10 protein-coding genes are annotated in these 17,704 nt (G+C 42.4%); 4 read left to right on the forward strand and 6 right to left on the reverse strand.

What is annotated here, in order from left to right:
* Window positions 1-26 precede the first annotated feature (26 nt).
* The 3 genes from acpP to NMG48_RS00110 all read left to right on the forward strand — a co-directional run bounded on the left by acpP (window position 27) and on the right by NMG48_RS00110 (window position 2,718).
* Window positions 27-266, forward strand: a complete 240-nt coding sequence (gene acpP / locus NMG48_RS00100; RefSeq protein WP_126386184.1) for an acyl carrier protein — start codon at window positions 27-29, stop codon at window positions 264-266.
* A 222-nt stretch (window positions 267-488) separates the two neighbouring features.
* Complete coding sequence (fabF, locus tag NMG48_RS00105) at window positions 489-1,745, forward strand: beta-ketoacyl-ACP synthase II (RefSeq protein WP_271253459.1); 1,257 nt, start codon at window positions 489-491, stop codon at window positions 1,743-1,745.
* Between the two features lie 283 nt (window positions 1,746-2,028).
* The gene (locus NMG48_RS00110) at window positions 2,029-2,718 is read left to right on the forward strand and encodes a Uma2 family endonuclease (protein WP_271253460.1); all 690 of its coding nucleotides are present in this window, start codon (window positions 2,029-2,031) and stop codon (window positions 2,716-2,718) included.
* Between the two features lie 34 nt (window positions 2,719-2,752).
* On the opposite strand, the gene NMG48_RS00115 is transcribed toward NMG48_RS00110, so the two are convergent.
* Window positions 2,753-4,147 (reverse strand): ABC transporter substrate-binding protein, encoded by a 1,395-nt coding sequence (locus tag NMG48_RS00115; RefSeq protein WP_271253461.1) that lies wholly within the window; start codon window positions 4,145-4,147, stop codon window positions 2,753-2,755.
* Between the two features lie 715 nt (window positions 4,148-4,862).
* On the opposite strand from NMG48_RS00115, the gene NMG48_RS00120 reads away from it, so the two are divergent.
* Window positions 4,863-5,387: a hypothetical protein gene (locus NMG48_RS00120; RefSeq protein ID WP_271253462.1), complete on the forward strand. Its 525-nt coding sequence runs from the start codon at window positions 4,863-4,865 to the stop codon at window positions 5,385-5,387.
* A 29-nt stretch (window positions 5,388-5,416) separates the two neighbouring features.
* On the opposite strand, the gene purD is transcribed toward NMG48_RS00120, so the two are convergent.
* The 5 genes from purD to NMG48_RS00145 all read right to left on the reverse strand — a co-directional run bounded on the left by purD (window position 5,417) and on the right by NMG48_RS00145 (window position 17,609).
* Window positions 5,417-6,691, reverse strand: a complete 1,275-nt coding sequence (gene purD, locus NMG48_RS00125) for a phosphoribosylamine--glycine ligase (RefSeq protein ID WP_271253463.1) — start codon at window positions 6,689-6,691, stop codon at window positions 5,417-5,419.
* A 220-nt stretch (window positions 6,692-6,911) separates the two neighbouring features.
* Window positions 6,912-7,526: a chromophore lyase CpcT/CpeT gene (locus NMG48_RS00130; RefSeq protein ID WP_271253464.1), complete on the reverse strand. Its 615-nt coding sequence runs from the start codon at window positions 7,524-7,526 to the stop codon at window positions 6,912-6,914.
* Window positions 7,527-7,832: 306 nt separating this feature from the next.
* Window positions 7,833-11,162 (reverse strand): response regulator, encoded by a 3,330-nt coding sequence (locus tag NMG48_RS00135; RefSeq protein ID WP_271253465.1) that lies wholly within the window; start codon window positions 11,160-11,162, stop codon window positions 7,833-7,835.
* Between the two features lie 289 nt (window positions 11,163-11,451).
* On the reverse strand, window positions 11,452-15,597 hold the full coding sequence (locus tag NMG48_RS00140; RefSeq protein WP_271253466.1) for a PAS domain S-box protein: 4,146 nt from the start codon (window positions 15,595-15,597) through the stop codon (window positions 11,452-11,454).
* A 50-nt stretch (window positions 15,598-15,647) separates the two neighbouring features.
* A complete protein-coding gene (locus NMG48_RS00145; RefSeq protein ID WP_271253467.1) occupies window positions 15,648-17,609 on the reverse strand; it encodes a GGDEF domain-containing protein in 1,962 nt (653 codons plus the stop codon).
* Between the last annotated feature and the right edge of the window lie 95 nt (window positions 17,610-17,704).

The following is a 17,704-nucleotide window of genomic DNA, read 5'->3' on the forward strand; positions in this document are numbered from 1 at the left end:
TTTGGTTGTAAACAGAGAATAAGTAAATGAGTAGTACCTTTGAGCAAGTTCAAGAGATCGTTGCATCCCAATTAGGCGTTGATAAAGCCGAAGTTAAGCCTGAAGCTAGCTTTGCGAACGACCTTGGAGCTGACTCTCTCGATACTGTCGAACTAGTTATGGCTCTGGAAGAAAAATTCGGCGTTGAAATCCCCGACGAAGACGCAGAAAAAATCGCCACTGTTAAAGACGCTGTTGATTACATTGACAGCAAACAAGCTGCTTAAGCAATTGTTTTCAATGGAGGCTTTGTTGCTCAGCAACAAGGCTTTTGTTTTCTATTAGGATATAGCTGTGAAGTACAGGGTTGTGTCCCCGCCTTCGGCGGGGACACAACCCTCTGCAACTCGATTGCTTGAAAAGCCCTATATGCGTGCATGTCCTAATAGAAAATCACCCTAGCCGCACCTTAAAACCATAAAATTTTGACGTAACTGATTCCAAACGAAATGCAAAACCCTCAGCCCCTCTCTCGCGTCGTTGTCACTGGACTAGGTGCAATCACACCGATCGGTAACACGGTCGAAGAATATTGGCAAGGTCTAGTTGATGGCAAAAACGGGATTACAGAAATTACTCGCTTCGATACAACTGATCATGAATGTCGTGTGGGCGGCGAAGTTAAGGATTTTGATCCACTGACCTATATCCCTGCCAAAGAAGCACGAAGGATGGATCGCTTTGCTCAATTTGGTGTAAGTGCCAGTATTCAAGCATTGCGCGATGCTAATCTCGAAATTACGCCAGTCAACGCTGCTCAAATCGGTGTATTGCTAGGTACTGGGATTGGTGGCTTGCAAGTACTCGAAGATCAGCATGAAATTATCCGCACTAAAGGTCCCTCTCGCTGTAGCCCATTTATGATTCCGATGATGATCGGTAATATGGCAGCAGGTTTGACGGCAATTCACACGGGCGCACAGGGACCCAACTCCTGCACGGTAACTGCTTGTGCAGCAGGTTCCAATGCGATCGGCGATGCATTTCGTTTGGTACAAAGTGGTTTTGCTCAGGCCATGATTTGCGGTGGTACAGAGGCGGCGATTACTCCTCTAGGCTTTGCAGGTTTTGCTTCTGCTAGAGCCATGTCACGACGTAATGATGACCCTACTCATGCGTCACGGCCCTTTGATAAGGATCGCGATGGCTTTGTAATGGGTGAAGGCGCAGGTATTTTAATCCTCGAAAATCTCGACCATGCTCTAGCGCGTGGAGCAAAAATCTATGCCGAGATCGTTGGCTATGGCTGCACTTGCGATGCCTATCACATGACTTCCCCTTCCCCCGATGGTGAGGGAGCTATCCGTGCGATGTCTCTTGCCCTCAAGGATGCTGATGTCACTCCTGAAATGGTGGACTATATCAATGCTCACGGTACAAGTACTGCCGCGAATGATAAGACGGAAACGAAGGCAATCAAGCAAGTTTTAGGCGATCATGCCTATAAGACTGCGGTTAGTTCTACTAAGTCAATGACAGGTCATTTGCTCGGTGGTTCGGGTGGTATCGAGGCAGTGGCAACGGTTCTAGCAGTTAAGAATGACATTGCGCCGCCCACCATGAATTTAGAAAATCCCGATCCTGAATGCGATCTCGATTATGTACCGAACAAGTCCCGTCCGATGACAATCAATGTAGCGACTTCTAACTCCTTTGGATTTGGTGGTCATAACGTCACTCTAGTTTTCAAAAAATACCAAGCATAATCACGTATAACTTATTTTCATTTTGCCTATAGTGTTTACCAGTCTAGTGAAGTACAGATTTGTTTCCCCGCCTTTGGCGGGGAAACAAATCTATGTACCTCGCTTGCTTGAAAAACGCTATAAGACAAAATGAAAATTCAAAACCCTTACTGTAATTATTTTTTGTTTTGAAAATGAGGATATCCTCATTTTCAAAACGTTATAAAAAGAGAGGTGGCGCTTAGCGCTGCCTCTCTTTTTGGATTTGCAGTAAACTATCTAGAGTGCAAGAAAAATTGTTTTTATGACGATCGCTCTCGAAGCTTATCCAAACGAACAAATTGGCAATATTGCAACAGACATTACTAGCAATATTATTGCCAATGTTGTGTTGTCAAATATTAGCTGGCAAACTTATCAAGCAATGCTTACTGATATTGGCGATCGCAGTTCTGTTCGTTTAGTTTATGACCAAGGAGTTTTAGAAATTAGGATGCCGTCGGATTTTCATGAGGCAATTAATCGCTTATTAGCCCGTATAGTTGGAGTTTTAGCGGAGGAGCTAGATTTACCATTAAAAGAATTTGGCTCAGTCACACTAAATCGGAGTGACATCAAAAAAGGAGCAGAGCCAGACTCTAGTTTTTACATTCAAAATGCCGATCGCATAAGCGGTAATAGGATTGATATTTCTGTAGATCCGCCACCAGACTTGATTATCGAAGTTGACATTACTAATTCTAGTGAGCGAAGCTTGGCAGTTTATCAACAGCTAGGAATTCCAGAAATATGGCGCTACACAAAAGACAATGTAAAAATCTTGCAATTGCGAGATGGTGATTACCTTGAATGTGAGTTTAGTGCAATTTTCGTGATGATATCTGGGGAAATACTTGGAAATTTTCTTCAGATATCATCAACGGAAAATAGCACTAGTATTGTCCGCGCTGTCCGCAAATGGATGGCTGAAACATATATGAATAGAGATTTTTAAGAATGACACTTCGTGTCATTCTTAAAGTTTTAACTTAGCGCAATGGCACAAAGTCATAGCCAACGCCTGAGCGATCGCCTTTGCTAACTTTGACTAAGATTGAAGCATTTGCCCGATCGCCTGATGGCTGAAAAGTGATTTTGCCTGCTGCACCATCAAGCTCAAAGCTGGGATTGGATATAGCCTGCTGTAGTCCTTCACGACTAGAACTTTTTTTCAAGCCGCCGATAATTGCTAAGGTCGCATCGTAGCTTGTTGCTGACCGCCAGTTGACATCGCCACCCCACAACTTCACGGCATTAGCGGAAAAGGGATTATTCGCCAAAAAATCAGGATGCCAAGGCACGGTTAACACCATGTCAGCGATCGCACTTTGTCCTAGTTGCAAAGTTTTGAAGGTATACATAGTAGAGTCGCCTAGCAATAACAGACGATTTCTGGCAATAATGGCGATTTCTGTCCCCTTTTCAATCTTTTCGACCCCCGGTGATAACAACAGAGCATCAACGCGATCGCCTAACATATCCTCAACTACCTTATCAGCGCTGAAGTTTGGACTAGCGACATCACAATTGATACGACTAACTTTGGCTCCATCCGTAAATATGGCAGCCGTAAATTCCTCCTTGAGTGATTGACTAGCCTTAGCCTCAGAATTAAAGCAAATTCCAATATTTTTCTTGTTTAGTTTCTTGACTGTGTAATGGGATAGCGAATCGGCTTGAAATCTGACGCTGGGTACTGTCCGAAAAATATAGCTACCCATGCCTGAGAGTTCCTTGGCGGTACTCGTAGAAGACATCATCACTAGTCCTCCTGCTTGATAGGTCGGCACTGTCGCAATTGAAACTTCGCTAGAGTTATGTCCGATGACAGCAAGGATAGTTGGGTCTTGGACTAGAGCCTGCGCTACTTTTACGCCAATTTCAGCTTTATTGTCATCATTAACGATCGCAATTTTAAGTGGTATTCCATTAATACCACCCTGATTATTCACCTCCGTTTGGGCTTGGGAAACTCCCCGTAAAATTTCCTTCGCTACATTCAAATTGCCGCCAATAGGTACACTCACGGCAACTTTTAAGGATGGGCGATCGCCAATTTTGGCATTATTTAAATAAATTAAAGCTTCAGGATCGTTACGTTGTTTACTGAGTGAGGCTTCCAACTTAGCTGTGGCGGTGGTATAGTCCTTTTTCGCAATGGCAGTGATCGCCGCCTCCTTGTCAGCATTGGACTCAGCAGTAATCAGCAATTTTTCGCCTTCACTTTTGCGTGTAGTCAAGTCAAAGTTAGCATTGCTAATTGATGAAGAGGCATTAGGGTTTGTTTTACCTTGACCAAAAAACAAAAAACCGCCACCAGCTAGCCCACCAAAAATGGCTAAAGTTACACCCAACACCACTAGTTCTTTCTTATTGTTTGCCATAACTGTCTGCACGAAATGCCGTTCAGTGATTATATAGCGCTTTTCAAGCAAGCAGAGGTTTGTTTCCCTGCCTTCGGCAGGGAAACAAAAAGGGATTACTTACGATTAGGTTTGTCTAGTTCAGAATTTGTCAGAAAAAGCTAGAAAAAATGATCTGACTTTTTCTGTTCCCATAACTTGCTTGTTAATGTCTTGATTGTTGTCATGAAATATCAGAAAATTTATCGTTAAAAACAAGTTTGAGTAAGCCAAAAAATATTGTCAAACCCTGAAAACCTTGCTAATAGATGTTTTTGAGGTTTACATCTATACAATTACCTTGCATAACCAGTTTAAATAAACTGTGTTAACTTAAAAAACATAGAAAACATTTAGTTCTCTACTTTATTCTCTAGTTTGCAATCTAAATTTTTCTGACGAGTCTAACGGATGGGTGTTGAGTAATTAACAATTTGATTAAGCAATTCTAATTTATTGTTTTAGTAACTGTGTTGGCAATAGTATTTTGATGTGTTGAGTACAAACTATTAGATTATTTATAGTTTGTTTATCTAACTAGATGGAGATTTAGTTAGGAAGTTCCAACCTAAAACAAGTAATTAGAATTAAAACCTGTATACAAAGTAAATAATATTTTTCTGACTCGTTAGTTTTTTGATAGAGGGCATCTAGGTACGAATAATTAATAACAATTTAGTGGATTGTGAGGAAAACGATGACTATTGATGACGCACTCAATATTGTGGATTCCGTTTTGGGAAACAAGAGCCTTAGCACAATCCAAGAGGCTATTTTTCGCCAAACTTGGGAGGGCAAGACCTATTCCGAAATCGCAGAACAGGCTGGTTATGATGCGGCTTATATTCGTGATGTGGGTTACAAACTATGGCAGTTACTATCAGAAGCCTTTGGCGATCGCGTGACTAAAAATAATTTGCAAGTGGTATTGCGCCGCTATAGCAATCGCACGATGCAGGAGCGATCGCTACAGGTTAGTAATGCTATTCCCATTAGCATGAATTACCCCACGGCTCCCGTTAATTTACCGATCGCCACGGAGTCCTTCAGTCAAGAAATTAGTAATGGCGCGGCAAAGCTCTTGCAGTTGCTATCACGACTTTTGACTGAACCCATTGGCGATCGCCACGTTAATCAATATTTACAGCAGATGCACGACGCAGGTACAGACTCAGCTTTGAAATTGACAATTACAGTAAACCTCAGCATGGCAGCAGAATAAAAAAAGCCCGCGCAATGCGCGGGCTTTTTTTAGTTAATAGCTTTACTGGCAATGTCTTTACGGTAATACATACCATCGTAAGCAATAAAATCAACAGCACTATAAACATTCGTAATTGCCTTGCGAATGTCATCACCTAGCGCTGTCACACCCAGAACTCTGCCCCCATTAGTGACTAACGCATTATTTTTGAGCTTAGTACCCGATTGAAAGACAAAAGCACCAATGTCTTCAGCCTTGCCGATACCTGTGACAAATTGACCAACTTCTACCTTGTCAGGATAGCCATCTGCGGCTGTAACCACACAGACTGAAGCCTGATTTTTCCATTGCAATGGTGCAAAGCTATCGAGTCGTCCCTCAACACAAGCTAAAAGCAAATCATCGAGATTGTCATCAAGTAAGGGCAGTACCGCCTGTGTTTCAGGATCGCCAAATCGACAATTAAACTCCACCACCTTGGGTTCCCCCTCAGGTGTGACCATTAAACCTGCATAGAGACAGCCACGATAGTCAATACCTCTCGCACTCAAAGCCGCGATCGCAGGTTCTAAAACTTGGGTCTGTACCTTTGCCATTAACTCAGGTGTCGCGATCGGCGCAGGGGCATAGGCTCCCATCCCACCCGTGTTGGGACCCGTATCACCATCACCGAGGCGTTTGTGATCTTGGGCAGGAATTAGGGGTCGAATGGTTTTGCCATCGGTAATCGCGAGGACAGATACTTCCTGCCCTGTCATAAACTCTTCAATGACCACCGTTTCGCCTGCGGAGCCAAATTGTCCCGAAAAGATACGGTCTAGAGCAGCGATCGCTTCATCAATCTCCATCGCCACGGTTACACCCTTACCACTGGCTAAGCCATCAGCCTTAATGACGATTGGCGCTCCCTGTTCATGCACATAGGCTTGGGCAGATTCAAGATTGTTGAAGGTGGCACTAGCTGCTGTAGGAATATTCGCTTCCTGCATGAGTTGCTTTGCCCAAGACTTACTTGCCTCGATCTGAGCACCTTCTTTAGTGGGACCAAAAATTAATGCTTCCGCAGCTTGGAAATAATCAACAATACCAAGCGCTAACGGCAGTTCAGGTCCCACAATCGTGAAACCTACCCCCTGCACCTGAGCAAAACGCAACATACCCTCAAAGTCATCGATACTCAGAGAAACGTTTTGACAGTTGGGCATAGTTGCCGTACCACCATTTCCTGGTATGCAAAAGACGCGATCGATATTTGGAGATTGCAGCAGTTTCCAAGCTAAGGCGTGTTCTCTACCGCCACTGCCAACTACGAGGACTTTCAAATTACACCTTTAATGCTCACACTAGTTATGCTTTCTTGGGGGTTATGGCATGTAGCACTTTGCACTGCACACCATAACTTTCATGCAATTTGCAACTTCAGAAAGCTCTGGTTGATCAGATTATTTGCAATGACTAGCTACTCGATTTAACTGTTCGAGCAGCATCAGAAGTTCAAAAAATCTAATTTGACAGGAACTTATTATACCTAAGGAATAGATCCTATGCGAATTTCATAGTAATTTCATCACTAAAGCTTGCCTTCTTGCTGAATTCAAAAGCACCAGCGACAGAACCCCAAATATGCTCATCAGTTTCTACGCTATAGCCGCGATCAAGGCTACTGTAGCTGTTTTCTGTAACTTCAAAGTCAATCGTCAGGTAGGTATTGACACCTTTGCGGGTAAGACAACATTTTTTGCCTGGTTCGACAGTACCCTTAAAGGTCTTGTCATCGGCACGATGTACCCACTGTGTGCAACCGTGGAGTTGATCGATCGCTTCAGCATCAATTGCCGCTAAGCGATCGCGATCGCGACTCGCCCCAAAAAAGGTTTCTGCATTTTTCAGGCGATAGTTGAGGATTTCAATGCGATCGTTGGCATAGGTCAAATGTAATACGGCTGTGCGATAGGGGTGGTTTAGCTCATAGTCATAGGCTTGCTCAAGGTATAGCCACACACCATCTTCGGTAATCGGATTGGGTAAGGCACGGACACCCACACGAATATGGGCAAAAAATGGAGGGTTTTCGATCGCCTGCTCCCAATTACTATGATCACCTGCTAGCCATTGAGCAAGGACATAGACATCCGTGGGATTAGTTACAACTGTCATGGTTTATTAAAAAAGAATATGTATAAAGAATATGTATTAACGTCAGTTCGACCAAGGCGGAAAATGGTAAAAATCGCTAAGCGATTTTTACCATTTTCCGCCATTTGCGCGGCGCGAAGCGCCGCGCAAATGGCGTTATCGAACTCACGTTGTATTATGGGCGGCTCCGCCACATCCACACAATTCTATAGCAGTCCTAAATAATTTGTAGATTTTTGGGTTTGTGGAAGCGCACCCCTTCGGGGTACGCTTCCACGGATTGCTACATGACGGGAAGTGATTAAGCGTAACGCCAGTGATCGTAATTCATGACTGGCGATCGCTAACGATCCGCACTATATCTTGGATACTAATGGGCTTGCTAATGTAGTCATTCATACCTGCATCTAGACAAGCTTGATGATCTACAGCCATTGCATTAGCCGTCATCGCCACAATCCGCACATTGGCATTTTGAGCAGTTTGCCGAATTAATTTCGTTGCCGTTAAGCCGTCCATTTCAGGCATTTGGATATCCATAAAGATGAGGTCATAGGCATAGTCAGTAGTCGCTTGTAAAGCTTCTAAGCCATTGTTGACGACACTTACTTCATAACCAAGTTTTTTAAGTATTAAGCTCGCAATCATTTGATTGATGGGATTATCTTCAACTAGCAAAATATTTAACGGAAATTTTTCTGCCATTTTGCGATCGATGCGATCCATCAGAGGCTGTTCATCTGAAGATAATTGCTGCTCGATCGCATCAGCGAGCAATACCGTGATCGTGAAGTAAAATATTGAACCCTGCGTATTGAGATTGGTTTCCCAACCCAATGGGGGATTACCAGCAATTTTCCCGAAACTCTCTACCCAAATAACACCACCCATCATTTCGACCAAACGTTTGCTGATGGCTAGTCCTAAGCCAGTCCCACCATATTTACGACTAATGGAAGCATCGGCTTGCATGAAGGGTTGAAATAATTTATCAAGGCGATCGCCTTGAATACCAATCCCTGTATCAGCGATCGCAAAATTGAGCTGATATTCGCTTAGCGTAGATGAACCAAATGGCGACAACAATTCTCCAGTAACGGTCAGCGAAATTTGTCCCCTTTGGGTAAATTTAACGGCATTACCGATTAGATTTAAGAGTATTTGGCGGAGACGAGTAGCATCACCAATCATCAACTCAGGAAGATCTGGAGCAAATTCATATTGAAGATTTAGATGTTTAGCTTGGGCTTGACTTTCTAGCAGCTTACACACTGCAATCACAACTTCTTCCAAATCAAAGGATTTTACTTCTATGTCTAACTGACCTGACTCAATTTTTGAGAAATCGAGAATATCATTGATCACAACTAACAGAGCATCGCCACTATCCTTAATCGTTTTTACAAAATCTGCTTGCTCTTCATCAAGTTCAGTAGTTTCAAGAAGTTGTGCCATACCAATGACACCATTCATGGGCGTGCGAATCTCATGACTCATATTTGCGAGAAATGCACTCTTCGCTTTATTGGCAGCTTCGGCGGCTTCAACAGCTCTAGCTAATTCTATTTCCACTTGTTTGCGATTGGTAATATCTCGCACAATTACTAAGCATTCATCAGGACTACAGGGAGATACTCGGACTTCTTCATAGGTTAATTTACCGTATTTCAGAATTTGATGTTCCCAAACCTGTAGCTCTCCCGTTGCTAAAGCCTGCTCAATTTTCTGTAGCTCAAATTTTAGCAAGTCGGGCGGTAAGACTTCTGAGAGATGTGTCGTAACAGGAATATATTTGCCTGAGTCCTCATTCACGGGTGGAATCGAGCTATAGCAAGTTCCATCTCTACCAATTCTCAGCAGAAGATCAGGAATCGCATTGAGAATAGCACGATTAGTTGCCTCACTATTTTGAAGTTGGATTTCAGTTTTTTTGCGATCGGCATCAAGCCTCGCCCTTTCGCTAATATCTCTACCGATGATCACCAAACCCTTACGACTACCATCGGCATTGAAGAGTGGCAACTTAACGACCTCAAAAGTACGATGGTTTCCATCACGTTGGGGAACAGACTCTTCTACATAACTAAGTTCTTTACGCTGCCAAACAAGTTCATCAGTGACAGCACAGTAAATTAGAGCATCATGATAGAAAGCATTCAACTTTGCCATATCACCATCAGTTTTACCAAAATAATCATCGGGTATTTCAAATAGGTCTAGCCCTTGCCGATTGACGATTAAGTATTTACCTTCTCCATCCTTCATGAAGATCGCATCTGGAACAGCTTCGACAAGGATATTGAGCCAATATGCCTTATCTTGCAATTCCAAGTTTTTGTTGTCTAGCAGTTGTCGCAATTGCTCAGACATTTGATTAAATGCTGCTGATAGGGAATTAACTTCGGAGATAGCGCTATCTTCGGCTAAAGATTCGATCCATTTTCCCTCTGCTATAGCTTGACTAGATTCCCGTATCCGTAAAATCGGAGTTGCAATCCAATGTGCTGAGATCAAACCTATGAGAATCGCAAATAATAGTGTGATGAGAATCAAGCCAATCGTCTGATTTGTACTAGATTGGATTTCAGACATAAAGTCCGACTCTGGCACAACTGTAACAATTAGCCAATCCAAGCCATCTTGATTTTGGTAAGAGGTAACATAGACAAACTGTCGTTGTTGATTGACCACCACGCTTAACGGCGGCATCGCTTTGAGTGAACGCAAGTTCCCCAATTGATTAAGTAGATGCTTGGTGATCTCTCGCGTGCGGGGATCTTTGCTATTGATAGCAGCTAAACGTCTAGGAGTAAGATTAAGATGACTTGTATGGGAGGGTTCTAGGGTCGAAGTCGCTACCAAATCGCCAGATCGCTCGATGATAAATATTTGTCCTGTTGGCGAAATATGGAGTTGATTGAGAAATGTACTGACATCTGAGAGTAGAAAATATGCCGCGAAAGCTCCCTGTAGCTCACCATTACTCTGATAGATCGGAGCCACTGACCATATACCTAGTACTTGCAAAGCCTGAGTTACTTGGATCGGTGTCCAAGTTTGTTTCCCAGCATCTTTAGCATAGCGATACCAAGGTAATTGCAGAACGTTAACAGGATTTGTATACACCAGTTTGGTTGGTTGACCATTAGAATCCACTAAAAAGAATTTTCGTTGTAATGATTCAGGAGATGTTACATTCCCAAAAAAGATTGTGCCAAGAGGCAGATTTTCTCCCGTCAGTTTCTGAACTTGCTTCTGAAGCTCCTCACTCAAAATCCTCCCATAAGAAACTTGCGTACCTGTTTGATTCGTGAAGAAATTCCCTGATAGTGATGGATACAATAGGGTTTGCTGCCATAAATGTTGCTGAATCTGTTTAGGATCATTAGGATTTAAGGTTCCTTGCTTTACGGCTAGAGAATTTGCCGCTACGACATCATGGGGCAGGGACAAATAATGATTGAGACGATCGCTTACTCGCTCTGAAGTCTGACGCAAGAGCTGATTTGCTAAATTTTCGATCGCTGACTGACCACTCCGATAGGACAAATAACCCACCAGTCCTACGGCACTGACACTTAGCACCACAAATGGAACCGTTAGCACTAAGTTAAGGGGAACATTTGGGAATAGCGATCGCTTGCGGTAATGGCTCATTGAGACTGTTTTGGCAGCGCTTTGCACTGGAGTAAGAGCTAGTGTTTTTAAAAGTGTTATTTTGCGAGAATTTCAACAAAAATATTGATAGTTCATTTTATAGCACAGAGCTAATATACGTGAGTTCGATAACGCCATTTGCGCGGCGCGAAGTGCCGCGCAAATGGCGGAAAATGGTAAAAATCGCTTAGCGATTTTTACCATTTTCCACCTTCGTCGAACTGACGTTAATATGGGTAGTCCTAAGGACTTCTAGGTAAGGGTGGGCGGCGCTTCGCGCCGCCCACCCTTACCTAGAGTTGATCGAGGAAACTATACGCATTATTTCTTGGATGCTAATCGGTTTGCTAGCGTAGTCATTCATACCTGCATCCAAGCAAGCTTGACGATCTTCAGGCATAGCATCGGCGGTCATAGCAACAATCCATACCTGACTTTTTAAATCATTGCGAATTATCTTTGTGGCAGTTATACCATCCATTTGTGGCATTTGCACATCCATCAAAACTAGGTCATAGTCATGATTTTGGACAGCTTGGATCGCTTCTAAGCCATTGTTGGCGATCGCCTCAATTTGATAGCCTAGTCGTTTAAACATTGAGCTAGCAACTATTTGATTAACTTGATTATCTTCAGCTAGGAGAATCCGCAAAGGGATTTTCTCTGCCATTTTGCTATCAATAGGAACTTCTGTTTTCACAGCTAGTTGAGGTTGTTGACTGGCGTTGCTGAGAGCCAAATCAATCTCAAAATAAAATGTTGATCCTTGAGGTGTTGTAGAATTTCGAGATTGTAATATCCAATTTTTAGGAGGATTACCACCAATGGAACCAAGGCTCTCTAGCCAAATTGTGCCACCCATTAACTCTACTAGACGTTTACTAATTGCTAAGCCTAGTCCAGTCCCACCATATTTCCGACTAATAGAAGCATCGGCTTGGGTGAAGGGCTGAAATAGTCGCTCTAGGCGATCGCTCGGTATGCCAATACCTGTGTCGGTGATCGCAAATCGTAGCTCATAACTTTCCTTTGTCCCTGACCATGCAGAGTCTGATTTAAGCAAGGTTGCATCTTGCGTCTTTGATTTTTCATGGGAGATGAGCATCTTCCATCTACCACTTACTGAGATAGAAACCTGACCATTTTGAGTAAATTTAACCGCATTACCTACTAAATTTAGGAGGATTTGCCGTAGGCGGGAGCGATCGCCCAGCAAAATCTTAGGAATATCAGGCGCGATCATATATTGCAGATCAATCTGTCTCTCGATCGCTTGATTTTCTAATAATTTACACACTCCTTTGACTACATCTTCCAACACAAAATCCTTTGCTTCTAGTTCTAAAAGTCCTGATTCGATTTTCGAGAAGTCCAGAATATCATTGATAATCGTCAAGAGAGCTTCGCCACTATCTTTGATAATTTTTACAAAATTATTTTGTTCAGTAGTGAGCTGTGTAGTTGCCAAAAGTTGAGTCATACCAATTACACCATTCATTGGTGTACGAATCTCATGGCTCATGCTTGCCAGAAATTCACTCTTTACTCTAGTGGCTTCTTCGGCAGCAGCTTTTGCTTTTGCTAGAGCAAGTTCCGTTTGTTTGCGTGTAGTAATATCCACTACACGCACTAGTTGAAACTGTCTATTATCAAATGTAATTGGCTTAGCAGAAAGATCTCCCCAAAATTCATTCCCTTTAAGAGTGATATATTCTACTTCTAGACTCCAGAAACCTTTTTGGTTAACTTCTTGGGTAATGTTGGAGATTTCTTGAGGCGTAAATGGTCGCTTTTGGAGAATACTCCCTTCGATATCAATCAGATCAGCTTTACTGTCTGCTTCAAAGAGTTTCACAGCTTGCTGATTACAGTCTAAGGTGCGAATAGTCTCGCCATCGACTAAGAACAACGCATCACTAGACTCATTAAAAATGATTTCTCGCAAATCTCGACTTTGAGTTAACTGCTGTTCTAGAAGCTTGCGATCGCTAATATCTCGACAAATACAAAAACTAAGAGCTTGACCATGCCAATCTACTAAGTTTGTACTAATTTCTACATCATAAACAGAGCCATCTTTGCGGCGATGACGGGTTTCAAACCTATTGAAACATAATTCATGGGTTTCGATTGTTCGGTCAAGTTCCTCCTCGGTAAAATAAGCATCAAAATCTTTAACATTTAAAGTAGTTATTTCTTCTAAAGAATAACCAAGCATTCTCGCAAAACTATCATTAGCTTCAATAACATTATATGATTGATCTAGAATCACAATGCCATCCATAGAAGCATCAAATAAAGCTTTACGTCGAAAGCTTTCTTCAGCAAGGGCAATTTCCGCTTGTTTGCGGGCAGTGACATCTAGAACGATACCATAACGAGCAACTTCTCCATTTTTGCGATACTCATAATCAATATTTTCGTTGTCATCTTGTTCTGATCGGGAATTGACTTGCACCCACTTCAGTTTTCCTGAGGGAGTCACAATCCGCCATTCATACTGTAAGGGTGTCATCGTTTGGAAACTATGATCAATGGCTTGGTTTAAACCGTCACGATCTTCTGGTAGATACTGTTGATAAATGAGGCTAGGATTTTGCATTACCTGTTCGACACTAAGTTCATTGAGAGCTTCCACTCCTGAACTAACGTATTCAAAATAACTAGAACCATCTGGTCTCTGAACTACGATGTAAATGACTCCAGGGATGGACAAGGATATCTTTTGTAGTTTCGCTTCACTTTGGCGAAGGGCTGACTCGGTGCGTTTGCGATCGCTAATATCGACATGGATCAACACCACTCCGTGGGGATCGACAGAAAGGGGAGCCGCACTGACACTAAACCAACGCAAAACCCCATCAGTACAGACAATTCCTGTTTCCACATCACAAACAACGGATTTACTTCTCAAAGCTCGAATGCAAGCATATTCTTCGACAGGCATTGGCGAACCATCGGGACGGATGACCTTAGGATTAGGCTTCGATCCAACGTCACATTCTTGTGGTAATGCTAGAGGTTTGCCCAACCAACCTTCAGTAACGATATTACTCTCAAGGATGCGACCATATTTATCCGTAATCGAAATGCCGATTGGGGCAGTTTGGAAAAGCACCTTATACTTTTCCTGTGATTCTTTGAGCGCAATTGCTACTCGATCAAAGGATTGCTGCACCTGTTTTGCCATTTGATGAAAGGTGCTAGACAATATGTCAATCTCGGTAATGACATTATGCTCTGGCAAAATTTCTTGCCAAGTTCCACTAGCGATCGCTTTACTAGCCTGACTAAGTCGCAAAATCGGAGCAGTAATCCAACGGGTGGTGATGAGGCTCATCCCTGTAGCAACGATTAAAGTAATTCCACATAACAGAATTGTCCACAAGCGATTAGCTTGGATCTCTGTCATAAAGTCAGATTCAGGGATGACAACCACAATGACCCAGTTCAGTCCATTGCGATCATGAATAGGTACAGCTTGGGCAATTTGGCGATCGCCATTAATTTCAAAATCCAATTGCTCTAATTGACGAATATTTGCTAAGTCGCCAAAGCGATCGCGTAGATATTTTGCAGCAACACTAATCTGAAGATTGTTGCTATCACTAGCTTTGAGTAGTTTCCGATCTTTGCCGTTTTGTGATTGGTATGGCTTCTGGGACATTGATGAGGTCGCTACCAATGTTTGATCCCGTTCCATGATAAAAACTGATCCTGATTTCAGATCAATGCCGCGCAAGAAATGGCTGATTTCTTCAAGACTACGGATACCATAGGTAACACCCAACAAATCACCATTTTTGAGGTCATAGATAGGTTCAGCAAGGGCAACTAATAATTCACCAGTGTAGATATGGGGATATACATCTGTCCAAGTAGCTTTTTTCTGTTTTACCGCCACTTGAAACCAAGGGCGCTGACGGGAATCAAAGTAAGTATCTGTTTGTGTAACCTGAGCAGGGGAACCATCGGGATTAGTGGTGAAAGTTTGGTATTTACCGCCACCATTTGGAGATGCCCGAATACTAAATGATCCATCCTGCAAAAGTTCTACGGCTCGATGTCCCCCCAAAGAATTACCAAATCCAACAATCGTAATTGGCGATAAAGAGTAAAGCTGCATCTGTTCCCAAGCCTGTCGCTCTTGGCTAGAGAAATCATCAAAATTCCACAGACCTCGCCTCAGAGCGCTGATATTATTTTTATTGACTTGATCAAGGGCTTGTAGATAAGTTGTCGTTTTCTCGGTTACACGAGTACTTATTTCCTTATTCAGTCTACTTGCTAGATTATTAACAGACTCTTGCCCACTTCGATAGGATAGATAAGCGACCAATCCCACAACCCCAAAAATCTGCACTACAAAAGCTAATAGCATTAGCCCCTGTAGAGGGATGCTACGCAGACGAAAGCCTTTGCTGAAAATAGTCATTGGACGGGGAGAGAAATCAGTAATATATTTACATCATTTTGAGAATATTGCTATGCAGCAAAAAGTACTGACCGATTACGACCTTGCTGTTTTGCTTCATAAAGGGCATGATCGACTTGATTGATCAGAACATAGGGCGATCGCTCAAGATTAGGAATATCGCAAGCGATCCCCATACTGATACTAACAATATTACTCACGATTGAATCTTGGTGAGGAATTTGCAGATTTTTAATTGCTTCATGAATTCGATCTGCTACTGCGATCGCTCCACTAACATGAGTATTAGGTAAAATCACGATAAATTCTTCTCCTCCATAACGAGCTACCAAATCCGCGGGGCGGCGCATTAAATGATTAACGGCTTGAGCAATTTTAATTAGACATTCATCACCAATCTGATGACCATAGAGATCGTTATAGCGCTTGAAATAATCAACATCAAACATCAGCAAGGATAATGGTTGCTGCTCACGATGGAGCCTTTGCCATTCGAGCACGATACGATCATTAAAGCACCGACGATTAGCAATCTGGGTCAAGCCATCAAGGTTAATTAATCTTTCCAATTCTTGATTGATTTTCCTCAGATTCGCTTCAGCTTCCACCAGTGCGATTTCTGTCTGTTTGCGTTCACTGATATCAATGGCAAAGCCATACCAAGCCACATCCCCATTGTCTCGAAGTTCTGGTCGTGCTTGAGATTTGATCCATTTGATCTGCCCTTGAGGCGTAATAATTCTCCATTCGTGGCGAAAAATTTGCAGAGTTGCCATACTATTTGCTATTTCTTGCTCGAAAGTATGCAGATCATCAGGATGGAATATTTCATAGTGAATATTCGATTTAGACATCAAATCATCAAGGCTAACCCCCAATAGCTCCTCGATCGCGACATTAGCATACTCAAATTTTGTTGTACCGTCAGGCTGGCGAACCGTAATATAAATTACTTCGGGGGAAGCGATCGCAATTTTTTGGAATCTAGCTTCACTCTCTTTAAGGATTGCTTCCATCTTTTTGCGATCGCTAATATCAAGATAAATGCCCGCTACTGCATAGGGCTTGTCTTGAGCATCCATGAGGGGAAACTTAGTGACAACAAATGTACGCAATCCGTCAAACAATTCTACTGTTTCTTCAAAGTTAACGGCAATTCCTTCAAAAATCGCCTGCATCTCCCAATTGTGTATATTCTTGACATTTTCCATAGGGAAGAAGTCATAGTCTTTTTTCCCCAATATTTCTGTTTCAGGAATCTGGAGAAAATAGGCAAATTCTTGATTGACCGCTAAATACGTTCCTTCCAAATCCTTAATAGTCATTGGAGTCGGCGCATTATTTAAAAAAGTACGAAGTTGGTTTTCACTATGGCGCAGGGCTTGTTCAGTTCGCCTGCGATCGCTGACATTTTGAGCCAGAGATAGCATAGAGATCAAGTTTCCTGATTCATCAAGCAGCGTTGAGTTATACCACAAGCAATTGATGACCGAGCCATCTTTGTGATAATTGCGATTCTCGCAGGTAGTATAGTTACCACCCAAGGATTTATCCACAGACCGATTGACGAGATCGAGATCCTTTTCAAAGATAAATCGCCATTCATACATGGTCTTACCCAAGACTTCTTCAGCTTTCCAACCAAATAGTTCTTCCGCTTGCTTTGACCAGTACGCAACTCGAAATTCTTGATCCCATCGGATGGTTGCCAATGGCGAATTTTCAATTAGATAGTTTAACTGACTCAGTGATTGCTTCAAAGCAAGTTCAGACTGAGATTCTGCTCTTGTACAATCAACAATGGATTGATTTAGAGAAAGGGTTAATAAGAAACTAAAAGTTATAGATAGCACTATAACTATTCCATAAATCAAACCTGTCCAAGACTGATTGGACAAAGTTTTAATCAGTCCAATAGTGCCAATCACCTGCACTATAAACGATAGCAACATGACCCATTGTAGAGGGATGTTACGAAAAGAATATCGCTGTAGTTGACGATTGACTGACATAGATGAAAGCCTTAAAGCAGATCGCCTAAATATTAGAAAAATGTATAATTTTGAATCTATCTAAGAAATATTCAAAATCTCTACATTACTCCCAA

Origin of the sequence: Pseudanabaena sp. Chao 1811, assembly GCF_027942295.1 — a bacterium.
Classification (GTDB): Bacteria; Cyanobacteriota; Cyanobacteriia; order Pseudanabaenales; family Pseudanabaenaceae; genus Pseudanabaena.